Here is an 18,258-nt window from a genome sequence, read left to right as displayed (position 1 = left end):
TCACGTTCGTATTCGACTAATTCCAAGAAATTTCTTGGGCCGTCACTAAGCACATCTCCGATTCCTTCAATCTTCTCAAAAACCTCTCGGGCTTTTGTTTTGTTCTTGTTTCGTTTCGGCTTTCTCAGCCGTCCCTCTCAGGAACGACGCCAATTATAGAATTTTGCAGAAACTTTGCAAGGGCTGTTTTACAAAAAACCGCTGTTTTTTTGCTGTTTTTTCCAAAAAACGGAAAAAACACGAGTCTTACTCCGACAATTCCCGACGATTTCACAAACTATTCACAACTATTTTGAAAGATACTTTGCAAAGTCATCATTTTTTCCGAATTTTCCATGTCGATCGGCACGCAATCCAGCTGCCAGCGGAACCAAGTAAGCTGCCTTTTGGCATAATTTCTGGTTTTCTGCTTCACGTTTTCTACGATTCTTGCCAAATCAGTATGACTTTTAGCCTCTAGAAGTTCCCTATATCCCAAACTTTGCCACGCCGGAGCGTCCAAAGGCACCGTTTTCGCCAGTTCTCGGGCTTCATCCACCCAACCACCTTCAATCATCTGGTCTACGCGGCTATTTATTCGACGATACAGTTCATCTCGGTCACGCTGCAAAGAAAAAACGGATAACTTGCCGACCCCGCCTTCACGTTCCTTCTGGAATTCAGACAATTTACGACCCGTCGATTCAAAAACCTCCAGCACGCGGGTAATTCGCTGAACATTTCCGGGCACCACCTTTTCCATGGCTTCGGGATCAACTTCACAGGCACGCTTATAGACAACATCTACCCCATCGCGCACAACCAATTCTTCAATTTTCTGGCGCAGGGCCGGTTCAATTTCAGGAATCTTAGGCAAGCCTAGCATCAGACTTTGCAAATAAAGTCCGGTACCACCCACAAGGATGAAGTTCTTCTCGGGATTCTCAGCCACCAGATTTTTTACCAGGCTACAAAACGCGCCCGCAGAGAAGTTATCTGTAGGGGGCACGAAATCAACCAGGTGATGTCGCACGCGATTTAAACTTTGGATGTCAGGCTGAGCAGTCCCAATGGAAAACCCCTTATAAATTTGACGGGAATCCACACCGATAATTTCAGCGTTGTAATGTTCTGCAAGTTCCAGAGAAAAATTGGATTTACCAATTCCCGTGGCTCCAACCAAGGCAAATAGAATAGGCATGGGTTCAATGTAGTTATATTTTACGGTAGAATGAGAAAGTACAAACACATTATTGCCATTATCATTGTTCTTGCCGTACTGATCGTGGGCATCAAATTCGCACTCCCCAAAATTGCGGAACTGCAAAACGGAACAAAGGAAACGGCAACCCAGAACACCGATTCTACCGCCACCGAAGTTTCCGCTTCAAATGTTCCCGAAGAAGAGCCTCTCTCCTTTGAGGAAAAAATGCAGCAGGAACTGCAAACCTTAAAGGCGGAGTACAGCAAGCGTCGAAAGAGAAACATCTGGACTCTGGGCCGAGGCAAGACCATTATCGTCTACCTGCTCCAGGCCCAGCGTTTCATCAACAAGACTGGCGGCCAGATTCTTCGCATGGAAGAAATCCATGACGACAGAAGTTCTGCATTCCAGACCGCCCAAATCGACCTCATCAAACCCACCGGCGACACACTTCTGCTGGAACTGCAGGTTTCCGAAAGCATCTTTAGGGACGACGCTTCCATGCTGGCTGTGGCATTCCAGGTTACAAGCCTCACCCCCGAGTTGATTGTGGCTCTGAACAAGCTGGATTATCCATTCGACTTACTGATTCCGCCTTTCGGTATGAAAGACGGTTTCTATCCGGATTTAGACAAAGTAAAAAGAAAGGAACTTGTATTATGGCTGACTATGGAATCAACCAAGTTGAACAAGGTCCATAACAAGCTGCGCCCCCTACGTATTCATCATACCGAGGAACAAATCGAGATGGTGATTGACGATGCGAAAAAATTAATGCCTAACGCAGTAGGTATCGTCTCACGTTATGGAGAACAGGCTGTTGAACACAAGCAACTTCTCCAGGCGATTCTTAAGCCGGCAGATAAAAACAACCTGTGGTTCCTCGACGCGACCATGAACAACTTATCCAAGGTTTCTGAAGCCTGCAAGGACCTGTCTATTTCCTGCAAGGCATCCAGCCCCTACAATCCCGACAACAGCGCTCTGGCAGACTATATGCGAAGCAAGATGCGGGAATCCACAAAGAAAGGCCTGGCGGTCATGATCCTCCCGTTAACATTGGATAACGTGAATAAGTTGAGCGACCTTTCTTCCAGGGCAAAAAATCAGGGTACCACCTTGGTCAATTTATCTACATTTATGAAGTATTGATAAGGAATCACGTATGACAGTAAAGCTCGGTTTTAACGTAGACCATATTGCAACAATCCGCGAAGCCCGCAAGATCTGCGAACCTGATCCGGTAGCGGCCGCAGTTATTGCCGAACTGGCAGGCGTCAGCGGCATCACCGCCCACCTCCGCGAAGACAAGCGCCACATTCAGGATCGCGACGTCCGCATGCTCCGTGGCACCGTCACCACCAAGATGAACTTGGAAATGGCCCCCACCCAGGAAATGGTCCAGGTGGCTATCAACAATCAGCCGGACACTGTTACATTCGTTCCTGAGGTCCACACCGACTACGCCACAGAAGATGGTCTGAATGTTGCCGCCAAGGCTGCAGAATTGGCAAAGCCTGCCATGACACTCAAGAGCAACGATATTGCCGTAGGCGTGTTCATCGATCCCGAAACCGAACAAGTGAAGGCCGCCAAGAAGATTGGCGCAGACTTTGTCGAATTCAATACCGGCAAGTACGCAACCTCCTGCACTCTGGGAAGCCGCGAAGAAATTGAACGTGAAATTTCCGCCCTCGAAGACATGGCCGTCCTCGCCCGCAAGTACGGCCTCAGGGTAAAGGCCGGCCGCGGTCTGAACTACCGCAACATTTCCGCCATCGCCGCCATCGAAGGCATTGACGAAGTGGTCATTGGCCACAGCATCGTCAGCAAGGCCGTTATGGTAGGTATGGACCGTGCCATCAAGGACATGCTGGACTTAATCAAGGACGCTTCCAAATAACAGGAAGCATTCCCTTTTGACGTCCAAAATAAAATTCTGAAATCAATAGTCCTTGTATTCTACGTTCTCAAGGACCAAACCCTGAGGGGGAGCCCATGTGCGCTCTCCCTTAAAATTTTTATCGAAGATCTGGTTCACCGTACCCATAGGGAGCTTACCGCGACCTACATCGTACAAGGTCCCCACCATGGCGCGGACCTGCCTGTGCAAGAAACGGTTCCCTCGGATATGGAACATGCAGCTCCAGTCGTTCAACCGCTCCAGGCGGAATTCCGTCAGGATGCAGTCCGTCGGTTTTCCATCATTGCGGGGAATGCAAAAATCGATAAAGTCGTGATGACCGAGGAAAGACTTCGCCTCTTCTGCCATGGCATCGAGATCCAGATTTTGAGAGCCGCACTCCCACCCGAAGTCCCGGAGCAGGGCCACAGGTCGGGTGTACATGGTATACTGGTAATACCGGCACGTCGCGTCGAAACGGGCATGGAATTCCGGATCGCAAGGTTGCAAGTCGCGAATACGGACAAGACGTTTCGTCAAGCCGTTGATGGAATTCACAGTACGCACCAAATCCAGTTCGCCGTCATAATCAAAATGAACACACTGACCGCGGGCATGAACGCCAGTATCCGTACGACCGGAACCGGTAATGCGGATAGGAGAACGAAGCGCAATGGAAAAAGCCTCTTCCAGCGCAGACTGCACCGTTACAAATTTGGTCTTGCCACCTTCATTCTGGGCCTGCCAGCCATGAAAGGCGCTACCCAGGTATTCACACCTGAAGCGATAACGCATTAGGCCTGGGCGTCCTTAATGACTGCTTCGACCTTTTCCTGAGGAATCTTCAACTGAGAAGCGATTGCAGAGGCGGGGAATCCACGGCGAGACAGCTGAAGGATTTTCAACTTTTCAGTAGCCTCGCGATCAAAGCGGGAAGTTTCCAGGGGGTTGCTCCCCTGCAAGTTGGGATCGCCTGTAGCATTGCGGCTCTGGGCACGCAACTTCATGGTGCGTTCACGAGAAAGCCCACGAGGAGTACGCAGCACGTCAGAAAGATTCTGCATGGCAGAAGTAATACGTTCCTTGGCCGTCGGGCGAAGGGTGGGCTTGGAACCCGGGAGTCCGGTCATAATCTTGTTTTCGGGAACTCCATTTTCGTCTTCGAAGGCAATCTTCGGTTCTTCGCCAGAAGGGCTGGGAGCAGAAGCATTCAACTGCTGCTGGGCCAAGGTCTCACGCTTGTGAGCTGCGTATTCCTCGGCATCGGCAATAATGGAACGCTTCTTGGGGCGGGGACGGGGAGCCAAAGTAGTGGCATCATCCAGATCAGCCTTGACTTCCTTGAAACGTTCAGCCTTGATAGCCTCCATACGGCGAGTAATAATTTCCTGGCGACGGCGAAGTACAAACACAAGAATCACGGCGCAGGCGATTACAGCCAGGACGCCTCCAATGATCCAGCCGATCACATCGGAAGACATACCGGCAATCTTGCCATCATCGGCAGGTTCTGCAACGGCCTCACCTTCGCCACCCTCGGCAACAGGTTCTGCGGGAGTTTCACGCATGGCGGCCAGTTCGGTCCAGGCAGTTTCCAGCTGGGTACGGATCGTCATCTGGTCAGCCGGAGAATTCTGGGCGTCCCAGAGAGCAATTTCAAGAGAATCAATCCTTGCGCGGGCCTTCAAATAGGCGTCGGAATCAAAAGACGACCTAGGACCCGAAAAGTCAACAACTAGATATGCGGCCAGGCAACAGACCAGGACCAGCAATGCAATAGGTGCAGCAAACTTCTTCATGGGGCCAAATTTAGAAAAAACCTCATTGAGAATTTCGCAACACTTGTTTCAACCTAGAATAAAAAACATATTGCACGCCTCAAAAAAACTTTATAACTTTAGGTTCAAGAACTCTTTGTTCTCCTCCTAACCCCCAAAAAAGGCATCTCGGCGTCAGCTGGGATGCCTTTGGTTTTTTATAAAAACGAACCAGGGGTAACGTCAAACGAAGAACCTCATACTTTAAAAGGGAACGAAAAAAGGCTGGCCAGAGGCCAGCCTACCAAAACGCCTTATAAACGTTAGCGGTTAATCAATGCGTCCGCAATAGTCACGCGGTTTCCGCCAGCCTGCATGGAGTGTCTCAAGGAAGCCTCGGCCATGTAAAGCAGGGATCCACCATCAGCCGCATGGGCGGGCATCACCGCAACACCCAGGCTCAACGGAGTGGCAAGCACACCAGCACCATAGGCAATCTGCAACTGGGAAATCTCGTGTCTGATCTTTTCCGCACGCTGACGTGTAATTTTCAAGTCAGCTCCCGGCAGGATGATGCAGAACATCTCTCCGTCATAACGGCAGGGAATATCTTCTGTACGGATATAACCAGGCAAGCGCTGTCCAAGTTCCCAAAGGAGCTGTTCAACAGCATGGCGACCCTTAGTCTTCTGAATCTCGGCAATAGAATCGGGATACAGCATAATCAGGCCAATGGGAGTCTTGTGTCGAGTTGCAGCCGCAATTTCCCGAGCCAGGGATTCTTCCATATAACGTCTGTTAAACAAGCCAGTCAGATTATCCCTGATACTATGTTCCTTATAGCGGACATTCAAATTCTGGTTAGACACATAAAGACCAAAAGTCGTCGCCACAAAGCTAACCTTGGCATGCCAATCATCCAGGGATTCATTGTCGGGCAAGGCATCTACCTGCAGAGAGAAAATGCCGAAATGTTCTTCCAATCCTTCAATAGGAGCGCAGAAAGAAATTCCCTGGGGACGGTGGTGAAGATGGGTACAACCACCAGACAAGTCATGCTTGGAATAATCACAAACAACAATTTCACCAGAGTTATAGCTAGCACATTCACCAGGACGAATGGAAGCATCACTGATGACAGAAGGACCAAAGGAATACAGCTTGCGAAGGTCAGTCTGGGTACCTGCATACATATATAAGATACCAGAAGCCTTGGGGAACATGGCAGGCAACAACTTTTCAAGATTCGCCAGAACTTCACCGAAAGGTCTATCCTTCAGAATACTCTTGGCATAACGCTTCCAGACATCCAGGGGGAAATTCGCCCTCAGAGGAGCCCCAGCAATCTTTTCAAGAGCCTCCCTGGCGGAAATAGCGCCCTTGGGAAGGGGAATTTCATTTTTTGCCGTTACAGGCGGCGGCTCAGGAGCCTTTACCGCAGGTTTTTCTACCGGTTCTGCAGGCTTATTGGCCTGGATTCCAGTGACCAGATCTAGCTGAGAGGCCTTCAGAGATTCCAGATTTTCGTTAAACTCGGCCTCGGCAGTTTCCACCCTACGCTTGCAGAGAGTGTAAAGAACAAATCCGAGAACGGCACCCCAGGCGCCGATAAAGGCAAACTTTCCGCCCAGCGAAATAGTCGCTTCGGGAACGAAAAACGATACGCCCACCCCAGCTACAAAAGCTATGAGCCAAACAATGTAAGATACCATAGTCATACGAAAAATTTACTTATTTAATTTCTACATGGCACCCCTATTCCGTTATAAAGCACTAATATTCTAAATTTAGGCCTATGACCATTCTCGAAAAAATCGCCCTAGCTCTCCCCGCTGTCGAATCCCCGGCCCGTTATATGGGTGGCGAAGCCAACAGCGTTGTCAAAGACCACAGCAAAATGCACTGCCGCATGGCCTTCGTGTTCCCCGACAAGTACGAAATCGGCATGAGCAATAACGGCATCCGCATCCTATACCATATAATCAACAAGGAACCGGACCTGCTATGTGAAGTGAGCTTTGCCCCCTGGGAAGACATGGCTCGAGAAATGGAAAAGTACGACATTCCCCTGTACAGCTACGCCAGCTACACACCCGTAAAGGATTTCGAAGTCCTGGCCATGACCTTGCAGACGGAACTGAACTTCACAAACGTGCCCTACGTGCTGGAACTCTCCCGAGTCCCCGTATGGAGCAAGGATCGTCGAGAAGAGGATCCCATTGTTATCGCCGGCGGCCCCGCCATGGCCAACCCGGAACCCGTAGCGGATTTCTTTGACGCCTTCCAGATTGGCGACGGTGAAGAACTGATGGTCAAGTTCCTCCGTTGCGTCGGCGATGGCAGAAAGGCTGGCCTTTCCCGCAAGCAGATTCTCGAGAATTTATCAAAACTGGACGGCGTATACGTCCCCAGCCTCCGTCCCACCGTTACCAACGAATTTGGCGACATCGTTCCTGCAGAACCCGCCACCGGCCCCTACGAGAAGACCACCGGCGTTCGCCGCCAGTTCATTCCCGTAATGGACCGCAAGAACTACCCCATCAAGAACCTCATCGCCAACATGCAGCTGGTCCACAACCGCTTCAGCGTAGAAGTCATGCGCGGTTGCGCCCAGGGTTGCCGTTTCTGCCAGGCAGGCATCTGGTACCGCCCCTGCCGCGAGCTGGATCCAGACGACGTTCTTGAAATCGCCAAGGAAGGCATCAAGGCCACAGGCGAACGCGAACTGGGCCTGCTCTCCCTTTCTACCGCCGACTACAAGCCGGTGGAAGGCCTTACCGACTCTATCATCGACGATCCGTTCTTCGATACCGTAGACGTAAGCCTCCCCTCCATCCGCGTCAACGCCTTCGGCGAAACATTGGCTCAGAAAATTTCCGCATTGAAGGGCGGCCGTAGCGCCACCTTCGCCCCAGAAACTGGTTCTGAACGAATCCGCAAGATGATCAACAAGACCATCAGCGACCAGGACATGTACAACGCCGCCGAACACGCCTTCAGCAGCGGATTCAACAAGATCAAGCTCTACACCATGATCGGCTTTCCCACCGAAAACCTGGAAGACATGGAAGCCTTCTGTGGCCTGATCGAGAACCTGGTAAAGATTGGCCGCAAGTATCTCCGCGGATGCCAGATTGCCGTTTCCATGGGCATCTTGATTCCCAAGTCCTTCACCGGCCTCCAGTGGGCTCCGTTTATGGACAAGGAAACCGCCCTAAAGCATATCCGTTTCGTTCGCGAAAGATTCTTTAGACACCCCAACGTGAAGGTGAACTGGGCTGGCTGGGAAATGAGCCACCTGGAAGCCGTATACAGCCGCGGTGACCGTCGTCTTGGCCCCGTGATTTATGCCGCCTACAAGAAAGGTCTAACCTTTGAAAGCGACGCCTATCGTTTCAACTACGACACTTGGCTCCAGGTCTGGGAAGAATGCGGCTACGACACCAGCTGGGTCTACCGCACCCGCGAAAAGGAAGAAGTCTTCCCCTGGGACGTCATCCATGCAGGAACCACCAAGCAGTACCTCCGCCGCGAATGGGAAAAGGCTTTCAAGGAAGATTCCGCTCCCGTTCCCAACTGCAAGTGGGGCGACTGCCAGAAGTGCGGCATTCCTGGCTTCGGTGCAGAAATCCATCTGGCCAACGATCCGGTACGCCATAAGGCTCCCAGCCGCACACCCGAAGAAATCAAGAAGCTGGTGGCAGAACGCCGTCCCAGCCAGAAGGTCTGCTATAGCTACAAGATTACCTTCAAGAAGACTGGCATCAGCCGCTTCCTGCCTCACCAGAACATGCTCAGCTTCTTCGAGCGAACCTTCCTTTGCGCAGGAATCCCCATCAAGTTCAGTGAAGGTTTCAGCCCCAAGCCCCGTATCAGTAACATGGGCGCCCTCCCCCTCGGCCTTGAAACCTACTGCGAAATCATCAGCGTGGAACTGCTACAACCGCTGGACATCAGCAAGGAAGGCCTGGAAACAACCATGAAGCAGCTTTCCGCCCCCTTCCCCCGCGGCATGGAAATCGTGAACATCGAACCGCTACAGGGTAAGCTGAGCAAGAACATGCCCAAGGCCATGATTTACAGCTTCACTCCGGACAACCTGGATCCGGAAACGGCAGCAAAAATCATGAAGTCCTTCGACGAGAAGTCCCTGCCAGTGGTCACCAACCACCGCGGTCAGGAAATCAACCTGAACGAACATATTCTCGGCATCCAGATTCAGGGCGGCAACATCATGACCAAGATCAAGTGTAATGAGATGGGCGGCACCGCCAGCCCCTATAACATCTACGCAGGTCTGCTTGGAAAAACCTACGATCCCAAGAAACTTGACGATGACACTCGCAGGTTCCTCATCAAGAAAATCGCCATGGAATTCTAGGGAAACCTCCACGAAATTTAGCCGCTCCATTCGGGGCGGCATCTTATTTTGCGGAACTTCACCTAGTCTGCATTAAGAAATTATTCTGCGGGCAGGATAATTTCAATATGACTGGTACTCACATTCAAAAAGTGAGTACGGAACAAGTCCTTTTCAGTTCTGTCGCTGACCTTTACCTGGGTAACGGCGATAAAGTCCTTGTTTTCGCGAATATAATCTGTAAGGCGTTCGTCACGAAGAGTGTCGATTTCGCCAGTAATGATAAAACTATCGGTCCAAATCTTAACGAGCATATATCAAATATAAAGTTTTTCCACATTGGAAGAAGATTAAAAGCATTTTTTCGGAGCAAATTAGTGCCGTTTTACTTTTTGAAAGTATTTTAAATCGTGTCACCCCCTCATTTCGGGGATTTAATTTGAATTTTAAACGGAAATCCGCATGATTTCAAAAGGAGTGTGTACCATGGCAACTAAGAAAAAGCAACTCCAGCTCGTCCCCGGACAGATGATGTACTACAACAAGGCTTTTATGGATAGCAACATGGGCCGCCCCATCAGAATCCTGTCGGAATTCATGTGTCCGCAGCAGATTTTTGATCAGGAAGGCATCCAGAAAACCATCGTCTTCTTCGGTTCCGCACGAACCCTCCCCATGTCAGAAATCAAGAAGCGCCGCAAGAACTGCAAGAACAAGGCAGAACTGGCCCGTCTTAAATGTCTGGAACTCGTCGCCGAGTACTACGATGCCGCCCGTGAGCTAGGAGCAAAGCTTGGCAAGTGGGCAAACAAGCGCAACGAAGGATACGCCATCATGACCGGTGGCGGCCCCGGCATTATGGAAGCAGGAAACCGTGGAGCAAACGATGTGGGAACCCCCTCCGTCGGCCTCAACATCAAGCTGCCCTTCGAACAACATCCCAACGTCTACATCGACGACGAACTGAACTTCCAGTTCCGCTACTTCTTCATTAGAAAGTACTGGTTCCTCTGCATGGCCCAGGCACTGGTGGTATTCCCCGGCGGCTTTGGTACGCTTGACGAGATGTTCGAAATGCTCACTCTCATCCAGACTCACAAGTACGCTCAGAGAATGCCCGTTATCGTATACGGCGCCAAGTTCTGGAAAAAGGTCCTTAACTGGGAATACCTGGCAGAAACAGGTATGATCAACAAGGAAGACCTCAACCTGTTCCACTTCTGCGACTCCGTAGACGAAGCCTACAAAATCATTACCGAAACCTTGGAAAAAAGGGCCACCGAAAAGTAATAATTTCAAACCAAATTTTTATGAACAAAGGACTCCGCAAATGCGGGGTCTCTTTGTTTTTACCCGACTCAAAAAAGCTATAATTGTAGCATGCTTCGGAACATCATTGCAGAAACGTTAGACCGTGTTTCAAGAAACCTTGCGCTGCGTCCAAATTACACCATGGACGAATACCAGCGGTGGTTTGACCAGAATCCTGAATTTCTGCACAACGGTGCCGCCCAGAGGATCAAGCTCATTGAACCTCTGACTCTAGAAGGTACCAACAACCTGTACAGGGCGAACTTCTGGATAGAACACCCGGGAGATTCCACCCACTACGCCGAAAAGGAAATCGTTGTCAAGATTTGCAAATTCTGGGCTCCTCCCGGAAAGAACCGCCTGCACCGCCTCAACATGTTGCTGAGCGCATTCCAGGACGAAATCAGAATTAACAACTTGATCCACGCCACCAATATCGAAGGCGTCGTTCAGAGCATGGGCGGTGGCATCGCTGGCCGCCATCCCTATCTCAAGATGGAATTCATCAAGGGGTGCTCCCTGGACCGCACGTTCCGCACAGACCTTACCGATGATGAAGTTCTCCACCGGGTATCCCAGTTAGCCTACCTGGCCAACACCATCAGCCAGCTCCACTACTATCAAGTGGTCCATAAGGATCTCAAGCCCAAGAACCTTCTCCTGTGCCAAAACCCGCAACACAAGAACAACCACAAGATTCTTGTATGCGACTTCGGTTACGCCCAGGCCAAAATGCGGGAAACCGTCACCGAATATGGTGGACAGATGACCCCCTGTTACAGCGCACCGGAACAGGCAATCATGGGAGAAAATCTTTCGGCATCCGTAGACTATTTCAGCTTCGGCATCATTGTCCACGAATACCTGACAGGCCGCAAACTCTTCCCCAAGTCCATGGACATCTTCGTGGAAGATGGGTACCGAGTCACAGACCGTTACCTGGAGCACCTGAAAACAGGCCGCGAAAACAGTTTTAACGACCCACGATTCCCAGAACTGTCTCAATGGATCGAAAACCTCACCATATTCGACAGCTTTGAACGCATGCAGAATTGTCCGAACCTGTTCGATATTGCGCATAAACTCCGTGAAAGGGTAAATGCTCAGGGATACCGAGACGTAAACACAGACTTTTTGTGGAATCAATTGCGCGAATACAATCGTTAGATTATATTTTGCTTATATGGCAAGTTTCCCAAATCGTGAAAGATCTGTATTTCTGCAAAACAAAACACCCCTAGCCCAAATCAAGCGACGGCTAAGGATAATTTTGAAATTTGCCAAGGATGTTTTACAGCAGATGAAACCGTTACACTATGTAGCGCTCATCCTGGTTGTTTCGCTAGGTGTATTCAATGGAATCACCGGTGCATACCCATACATCAAGCAGCACCAAAGGGAAGGCAATATCGTCAAGACCTTTGATACCTGGTGGCATAACGCAGGCGCCCGTGAATTTAGATCCGTGGGCCTCGAACCCACAAAAGAATTAAAAGCCGAAGAATTCCAGCGCTATCGCGAAAAATACCTTCAGCAGAACCCGTCCTACATTGTAGAAGAACGCGTTGCTGGAATGAAGAAGGAATATCGAGAATGGTGGGAAAACAACGGAGGCCGCGAAGCCTACATCCAAGACCACGGTCACTATCCTAACGAAAGCGACTATCGAGCAAGTCTAGAGGAATGGATTAACAGCTTTACCGATAGATACCTTCGTTACAGCCTCGCCTTCGCCCCGAAATACGAACAATACGAAAGAGTTCTTACCAGCTGGATTTTGATTCCTGGAGTATGCAGTTTCCTTTCGTTTGCCGGGCTGTTCATGTTCGCTATCGTGCGACTGGCTAGACGTTGGAGCCTATGGATCATCTGTCTGACGACAGCGGCAGTGACACTCGCCGGCCCCATATTGGTAAGTGTACTGACAACCACGAGTTTCTTCGACCACTACTCCACAGAACGCTACATGGGCATGAGTCTCACCGTGGCATTCCTATTGGGAGCGACCGCCTTCGGAAACCGCAAGAACCAGGTCACCCCTCTAACAAGGAACATCTGTTTCTCGGGCGTAATACTGGACATGGCCATCAACTGGTTCCTCAATCCGGGGATCTTTGGTGCGGTGGCCGCCCTATCTCCCGTATGTTTTGGAATCGGCGCCTTCGCTGGCGTCCGAATCGAAACTCGCCTTAGGAGCCAAGCCGAAATCAACGCAGACCTTTTAAGGGAACGCCTTCTGGAAAAAGCCTCCCAGAATCCGATGGCCGAAAGAAAGGCCAAGACTAGAACCCTTATCGAAGATGGATTTACAAGCGCCAAGAACTGCAGACCGGAACAAGCCCATCAGCAGCTACGTCTTGCATTGACACAACTTCTTCAGGAACACCCCGTGGATGCAGCCCTCGTAAAACAGACCGTCATCCGAATGACCGCCCCCGACCAATACCTTGATTTTTCAAGCAACCAATGGATGGAATGGGGCGAAATCGCCAAGGCTAAAAATGCACCGGACGCCGCCATCCTCCTTCTGAAAAAATGTCTCAGCAAGGAAAAGGATCCGAATTTTGCAAGACGTTCGCTGTTCACTCTGGGCGAGACCTGCGTCACCAATAAAATTGAAGTTCAGGAAGGCATCGGCTACCTTCAGAAAGTCATTGAAATGAATGAAAACGATATCCTGGCAAAGCAGGCCCGTAAAACGTTGGAAGCCCTGAAATAAGTTTCAAGTCTCGCCCCCGGGCGAGGCTTTTATTTTACCGTCAGAGTTAAATCGCAAACGTAAGTATTCCCTTCGATCCAAGTTCCGTAGGAGTATTTACCAGAGAACAACAGCTCAAGGCGTTTTTCAAACGTTGCCAGACCGAGTCCACTTGCACCAGGTTTCGGCTTACGGGGGAAGTTGCTGTTTACCGATTTGAAATGAATCTTGCCATCTTTCTGACTGATGCGAATATGAGCAAAGCTTTTCCCATCAGGGTTTACACAATGCTTCATTGCATTTTCAACAAGAGGCATCATCAAAAGAGGAGGAATCTGACAATGAGGGTTCTCCAGATCCGTCTCAAAGACATACTCAAAACTTTTAGGAAGACGAAGTTTTTCAAGTTCTCCGTACTTCTGTAGCAAATCAACATCATCCTTGATATCGATAAACTTGTCAGACGTCTGATAAAGCATTACGCGTAAAAGTTTACTCAGCTTTTCCATGCTGCTTTCTGCCAATTTCGGTTCAATCCTGATTAGGCTAGTAATATTGTTCAGCGTGTTAAACAGAAAATGGGGACTCAGTTGGCTCTTCAAAAAATCAAGTTCATACTCCAGCGCCACTTTCTTCTTTTCGCGAATAATAAAGGCTCGTATAAGCTGACGACTAAATACAGAGATAATGATACACAGGAAGCTAATGGTGCTTAAGATAATCATGAACGAAACAAGAGTCCAGACAGAAAAATGATCTCTAACCGTTCTGAAACAATAAGACCCGAAAAATTCAGCAATGCCACCACTAGATTCCGACATTGTCAGGAACGAATATAGTTCACGACAAAACAGCACAATGACAAAAAGAATTGAATCACAGACAAAATAGCGAACATATTTTTTCTTGAAAAAGAATTTGGGAACAAGGATTCTCTGATTCAGGAAAAAGATCAGCATCGTAGACAACAAGGGCAGATAATAACGGCCCAACGCACCCATGGTAACGTCATCCCCAACAGATCCGCTAGGATCCAACAGGATAATCAAAGGGAAAAAAAGAATAAAGCTCCAAACAAGAACCATCAACAGCGTTGCCGGCACAGGAAAAAAGCTTTTCGATTCATCATCTCCCAATATGGCAATCAATTCCCGTTCGCCGCGGTCAAACTGATCTTCCTGTAAGGAGGAAAGACGCTCGTGAATAACCTGCCAGAAGTCTTTTAAACGTTTTTTTGTGCTTTCAATTGACATTTTGTCCTCTTTAGAACAACAAAAATAGGTCATTTTAAGCGTAATTTTGGCACTTCATGACAAAAGTATGACAAAACTACGGAAAAAATGACAAAATCTGTGAAAAACTTTTGCAAACCCTACACCAATCTATGACACTTCAACTAGAACATAGAGGTATCTTTGTAAACGTAAGAAACAATACAACAAACAAGAGGCTGATATGAATACAAATACACGTACAAGAAGCGAGAAGGACGCATACTTCCGTTATCTCGACGAGATTTCCAAATATCCGCTGCTTACCAAGGAACAGGAATACATTTTACTCCGTAAGATCCAGCAGCAGGGCAGCCGTTCTGCAATGGAAATGCTGGTCAATTCCAATCTCCGATTCGTTGTAAACATCGCCAATCTGTATAAGGGTCAGGGCGTTGACGTAATCGAACTGATTAACGAAGGTAATATGGGTTTGATGCACGCCGCCAAGCGTTTTGACCTTAGCACCAATCTTAAGTTTATCAGTTATGCCGTATGGTGGGTTCGTCAGAACATTGTACGCCACATCGCAGAAAACGGCCGCATCGTTCGCATCAGCGCTGAAAAGGAACTGGTAATTCGTAAGTTTTCAAAGCACGGAGGCACCCTCCGTCAGAATATCGGTGGAACACTATCCATTGACCCCAAGAGTCTTGAAGGTGTTTCCAAGTACAAGGCAGACTCTATTGAAAAGATCTTGATGATGGCTCAGCGTTCCTCCTCTCTCGACGCCCCCTTGAGCACCAATCAGGAACTCACCTTAGGCGACACCTTGTCTGATTCTGAAAACAAGGCTGACAACCTGGCCGCATATAGCTTTGTCAAGAAGCATATGGACAAGGCCATGAAGGACAACCTTTCCGAAGAAGAAATGCGAGTGATCAAGCTCTGCTTCGGCTTCGATCGGGACATCGAATACACCCTCAAGGATATCGGTCCCATGGTTGGTCTTTCTAAAGAAAGAGTTCGCCAGATCAAGAAGGCCGCCCTGGACAAGCTCCGCGGAGATTACAGGACTCACGACCTTCACGGCGCAGCCTAGTGAAACGCCACTTTTCTTACAGAAGTTTTTTCATCTCTCTCTCCTTAAATTAAAAACCGGCCTTACGGGGCCGGTTTTTCCGTTTTTCATACAACGACTTTCCTATGAAATTGTATTTTTTCGGTATGAAATTCTATATGCCGAACTTTCGCAATTTTTTCGTAGCTTCCCTTTCTGCACTTGCTCTTGCCAACGCAGCAGGTGACAAGCAGACACCCCCGGGTGATTTCTATGACGAAGTTTCCCGACTGAACAAGGTTCTTTCTGAAGTCAACCGCAAGTATGTCGAAGACGTGAACCCCACGGAACTGACGGACGCCGCCCTGGGTGGCATCCGCAACATCCTGGACCCCCATACCACGGTATTCAGCCCCAAGGACTACGAAAGCCTCAAGGTATCCATGGAAGGCAAGTTCGGCGGCGTAGGTATTACTATCAGCCTCCGCGACAACATTCTGACCGTGATTTCTCCGCTGTCTGGCACCCCGGCATTCCGTCTGGGCATCCGCGCAGGCGACCGCATCCGCAAAATTGACGGCAAGGACACCAAGGGTCTGACCCTGGATGACGCCGTCAGCAAGCTCCGCGGCAAGATCGGTACCGATGTGACCGTCTCTATTGAACGTGAAGGCGTTCCCGACCTGATGGATTTCACCATTACCCGTGCAGAAATCATTGTGCACGCAGTGCCCCATTACGGCATGGTGACCAAGGATATCGGCTATATCAAGTTGGCAACCTTTAGCGACAAGACCACCAGCGACGTGGAAAACGCCCTCCGCAGCCTGCAGAAACAGGGCATGAAGAAGGTGATTCTCGACATGCGCTACAACCCCGGTGGACTTTTGAACCAGGCTATCGAAATTAGCGAACTGTTCCTAAAGCAGGGCAATGTCATCGTAAGTACCCGCGGCCGTACCCAGCGTACCGAAAGCCGTGCCCGCAAAGACGGTATCATAAAGCAGGACATTCCCATGGTGGTCCTGGTAAACCAGGGTTCCGCCAGCGCAGCAGAAATTGTTTCTGGCGCACTGCAGGACTGGGACCGCGCTCTCATTATCGGTAAGACCTCCTTCGGTAAGGGTTCCGTACAGACCATCTTCCCGCTGGATAACCAGGGCAACGCCCTGAAGCTGACCACCGCATTCTACTACCTGCCTTTCGGACGTTGCATCAACAAGCCCGAAAACGGGATCAAGGGTCTGAAGTTGCAGGAAGCCGAATACGACGCCGAGGAATCCGGCGACGAGGCAAAGGTTGATTCCCTGAAAAAGGATACCGTAGCCCAGGATACCTTCTACACCAACAACGGCCGTATGATGTTCGGCAGCGGCGGCATCACTCCTGACGTTGAAGTTGAACTGGACCCCATGCCCTGGGTTGTTCAGGTTCAGGAAAGAATGTCTATGTACTTCAAGTTTGCTGTAAAGGCTCGCCCGGACCTGGAAAAGTCTGGCGCAAAGATCAGTGCAGAATGGGAAGTACCCGACAGCCTGTACCTGCAGTTCAAGGACTACTGCATGAAGGATACCAACTTCACGAAAATCAAGTCTAACGCACTTGTTGGCGTCGACCAGTTGGAAAAGAGCATTATCCGTGAACAGAACTACATGGGCGATTCCTCCAAGACCGTAACCGATTCCGTCTTGGCAGCCCGTCTGGCAGAAATGCGCACCGCCCTGGAAAACAACAGGAATGCCCAGTTCGACGAAAACAAGGATTATATCAAGGACGGCATCAAGCGTGAACTTCTGACTTCCTTCATTAACGATTCTGTAAGTACCGCATTCTCCCTGAAGCGCGACAAGCAGCTGAACGAAGCCATCAAGTATCTGAGTGACATGAGCCTTTACAACAAGGCTATCGCTCCGGCAAAGAAACAGCCCGCCAAGAAGCCCACCGCCGAAAAGGCCAAGGACTCCAAGAAGAAATAAGGACTGACCTTGATAAAGACAATGGACAGAGCCGCAGAAAGTCTGGGCAAATTCATCCGGAAATTTCTGTACACCGCCATCGGTTATCTGCACTTCGTGTGGCAGATGTTTAAGAGTGTGCCTGGAGCCTTCAGCAACTTGCACACAACCGTAGAACAGATGCAGCATGTGGGTGTCACCAGTATCCCTGTGGTGGTGGCAGCCTCCCTTGCGACAGGAGCCATCATGTCTTGGCAGCTGGCTTACCAGTTCGCCGATATGATTCCCCTGATGTTTGTGGGCATGGCCGTGGGAAAATCCGTGATGGTCGAGTTGTGTCCCATTCTTACAGCCATGGTGCTGGCAGGCCGAATCGGAGCCTCCATGTGTTCTGAGCTTGGCACTATGGCGGTCACGGAACAGCTTGACGCATACAAAGTATTAGGTCTCAGTCCCTATAAGTTCTTGCTGGCCCCCCGCCTGATTGCAACAGTCATCATGTTACCCACCCTGACGGTGTTGAGTATTTTTATCGGCATTATCGGCGGATACGAAGTCGCTCACCTGTACAAGGAAGTTTCTTTTTCCGTATTCTTCTACGGTGTTAGAATGTTCTACCAGGATTGGGACCTGATCGTGGGCTTGATCAAGGCCACTCTCTACGGATTCTTTATATCCAGTTACGCATGCTATTTCGGCTTTACCACCCATAGCGGCGCCGAAGGCGTAGGCAAGGCAACAAAGGCCACCGTGGTGGCAGGCATGACCAGTATTCTTATTGGTGGTTACGTGCTTTCACAGCTGTTGCTCCTGTAAAAAT

At 49.7% G+C, this 18,258-nt stretch carries 15 protein-coding genes; 9 read left to right on the top strand and 6 right to left on the bottom strand.

Annotated features, from left to right (window positions below):
• Window positions 1-277 precede the first annotated feature (277 nt).
• On the bottom strand, window positions 278-1,180 hold the full coding sequence (gene miaA, locus MMG03_RS09040; RefSeq protein WP_073158919.1) for a tRNA (adenosine(37)-N6)-dimethylallyltransferase MiaA: 903 nt from the start codon (window positions 1,178-1,180) through the stop codon (window positions 278-280).
• Window positions 1,181-1,210: 30 nt separating this feature from the next.
• Here miaA and MMG03_RS09035 point away from each other — a divergent pair, with 30 nt between their 5' ends.
• Window positions 1,211-2,335 (top strand): divergent polysaccharide deacetylase family protein, encoded by a 1,125-nt coding sequence (locus tag MMG03_RS09035; protein ID WP_073158918.1) that lies wholly within the window; start codon window positions 1,211-1,213, stop codon window positions 2,333-2,335.
• Window positions 2,336-2,348: 13 nt separating this feature from the next.
• Complete coding sequence (locus MMG03_RS09030) at window positions 2,349-3,086, top strand: pyridoxine 5'-phosphate synthase (protein WP_073158916.1); 738 nt, start codon at window positions 2,349-2,351, stop codon at window positions 3,084-3,086.
• Window positions 3,087-3,128: 42 nt separating this feature from the next.
• Here MMG03_RS09030 and truA read toward each other — a convergent pair whose 3' ends face one another.
• From truA to MMG03_RS09015, 3 genes are all read right to left on the bottom strand, one after another.
• A complete protein-coding gene (gene truA, locus MMG03_RS09025) occupies window positions 3,129-3,881 on the bottom strand; it encodes a tRNA pseudouridine(38-40) synthase TruA (protein ID WP_073158914.1) in 753 nt (250 codons plus the stop codon).
• The gene (locus MMG03_RS09020) at window positions 3,881-4,885 is read right to left on the bottom strand and encodes a hypothetical protein (protein WP_073158912.1); all 1,005 of its coding nucleotides are present in this window, start codon (window positions 4,883-4,885) and stop codon (window positions 3,881-3,883) included. Before MMG03_RS09020 ends, truA begins: the two co-directional genes overlap by 1 nt.
• 281 nt (window positions 4,886-5,166) lie before the next feature.
• Complete coding sequence (locus MMG03_RS09015) at window positions 5,167-6,561, bottom strand: GGDEF domain-containing protein (RefSeq protein ID WP_249506134.1); 1,395 nt, start codon at window positions 6,559-6,561, stop codon at window positions 5,167-5,169.
• 77 nt (window positions 6,562-6,638) lie between these two features.
• Here MMG03_RS09015 and MMG03_RS09010 point away from each other — a divergent pair, with 77 nt between their 5' ends.
• Window positions 6,639-9,224 carry a TIGR03960 family B12-binding radical SAM protein gene (locus tag MMG03_RS09010; RefSeq protein WP_073234549.1) on the top strand — a complete coding sequence of 862 codons (2,586 nt, stop codon included), beginning with the start codon at window positions 6,639-6,641 and terminating at the stop codon, window positions 9,222-9,224.
• An 80-nt stretch (window positions 9,225-9,304) separates the two neighbouring features.
• Here MMG03_RS09010 and MMG03_RS09005 read toward each other — a convergent pair whose 3' ends face one another.
• On the bottom strand, window positions 9,305-9,517 hold the full coding sequence (locus MMG03_RS09005; RefSeq protein ID WP_073158906.1) for a hypothetical protein: 213 nt from the start codon (window positions 9,515-9,517) through the stop codon (window positions 9,305-9,307).
• A gap of 172 nt (window positions 9,518-9,689) precedes the next feature.
• Between MMG03_RS09005 and MMG03_RS09000 the strand changes: the two genes are divergently transcribed.
• From MMG03_RS09000 to MMG03_RS08990, 3 genes are all read left to right on the top strand, one after another.
• Window positions 9,690-10,493 (top strand): TIGR00730 family Rossman fold protein, encoded by an 804-nt coding sequence (locus tag MMG03_RS09000; RefSeq protein ID WP_249506133.1) that lies wholly within the window; start codon window positions 9,690-9,692, stop codon window positions 10,491-10,493.
• Between the two features lie 90 nt (window positions 10,494-10,583).
• Window positions 10,584-11,681 (top strand): protein kinase domain-containing protein, encoded by a 1,098-nt coding sequence (locus MMG03_RS08995; protein ID WP_073158902.1) that lies wholly within the window; start codon window positions 10,584-10,586, stop codon window positions 11,679-11,681.
• A 133-nt stretch (window positions 11,682-11,814) separates the two neighbouring features.
• Complete coding sequence (locus MMG03_RS08990) at window positions 11,815-13,233, top strand: tol-pal system YbgF family protein (protein ID WP_139260119.1); 1,419 nt, start codon at window positions 11,815-11,817, stop codon at window positions 13,231-13,233.
• Window positions 13,234-13,262: 29 nt separating this feature from the next.
• On the opposite strand, the gene MMG03_RS08985 is transcribed toward MMG03_RS08990, so the two are convergent.
• Window positions 13,263-14,465, bottom strand: a complete 1,203-nt coding sequence (locus tag MMG03_RS08985; RefSeq protein WP_073158898.1) for a sensor histidine kinase — start codon at window positions 14,463-14,465, stop codon at window positions 13,263-13,265.
• Between the two features lie 202 nt (window positions 14,466-14,667).
• Here MMG03_RS08985 and MMG03_RS08980 point away from each other — a divergent pair, with 202 nt between their 5' ends.
• From MMG03_RS08980 to MMG03_RS08970, 3 genes are all read left to right on the top strand, one after another.
• Window positions 14,668-15,525 (top strand): RNA polymerase sigma factor RpoD/SigA, encoded by an 858-nt coding sequence (locus tag MMG03_RS08980; protein WP_073158896.1) that lies wholly within the window; start codon window positions 14,668-14,670, stop codon window positions 15,523-15,525.
• A 125-nt stretch (window positions 15,526-15,650) separates the two neighbouring features.
• The gene (locus MMG03_RS08975; RefSeq protein ID WP_073158894.1) at window positions 15,651-17,459 is read left to right on the top strand and encodes a S41 family peptidase; all 1,809 of its coding nucleotides are present in this window, start codon (window positions 15,651-15,653) and stop codon (window positions 17,457-17,459) included.
• A 21-nt stretch (window positions 17,460-17,480) separates the two neighbouring features.
• Entirely contained in the window at window positions 17,481-18,254 is a 774-nt protein-coding gene (locus tag MMG03_RS08970) for an ABC transporter permease (RefSeq protein WP_249506132.1), read from the top strand.
• Window positions 18,255-18,258 lie beyond the last annotated feature (4 nt).

The sequence above is a fragment of the Fibrobacter sp. HC4 genome, assembly GCF_023373925.1.
Lineage (GTDB): Bacteria > Fibrobacterota > Fibrobacteria > Fibrobacterales > Fibrobacteraceae > Fibrobacter.
This window is presented reverse-complemented; position numbering and strand designations above follow the sequence as displayed.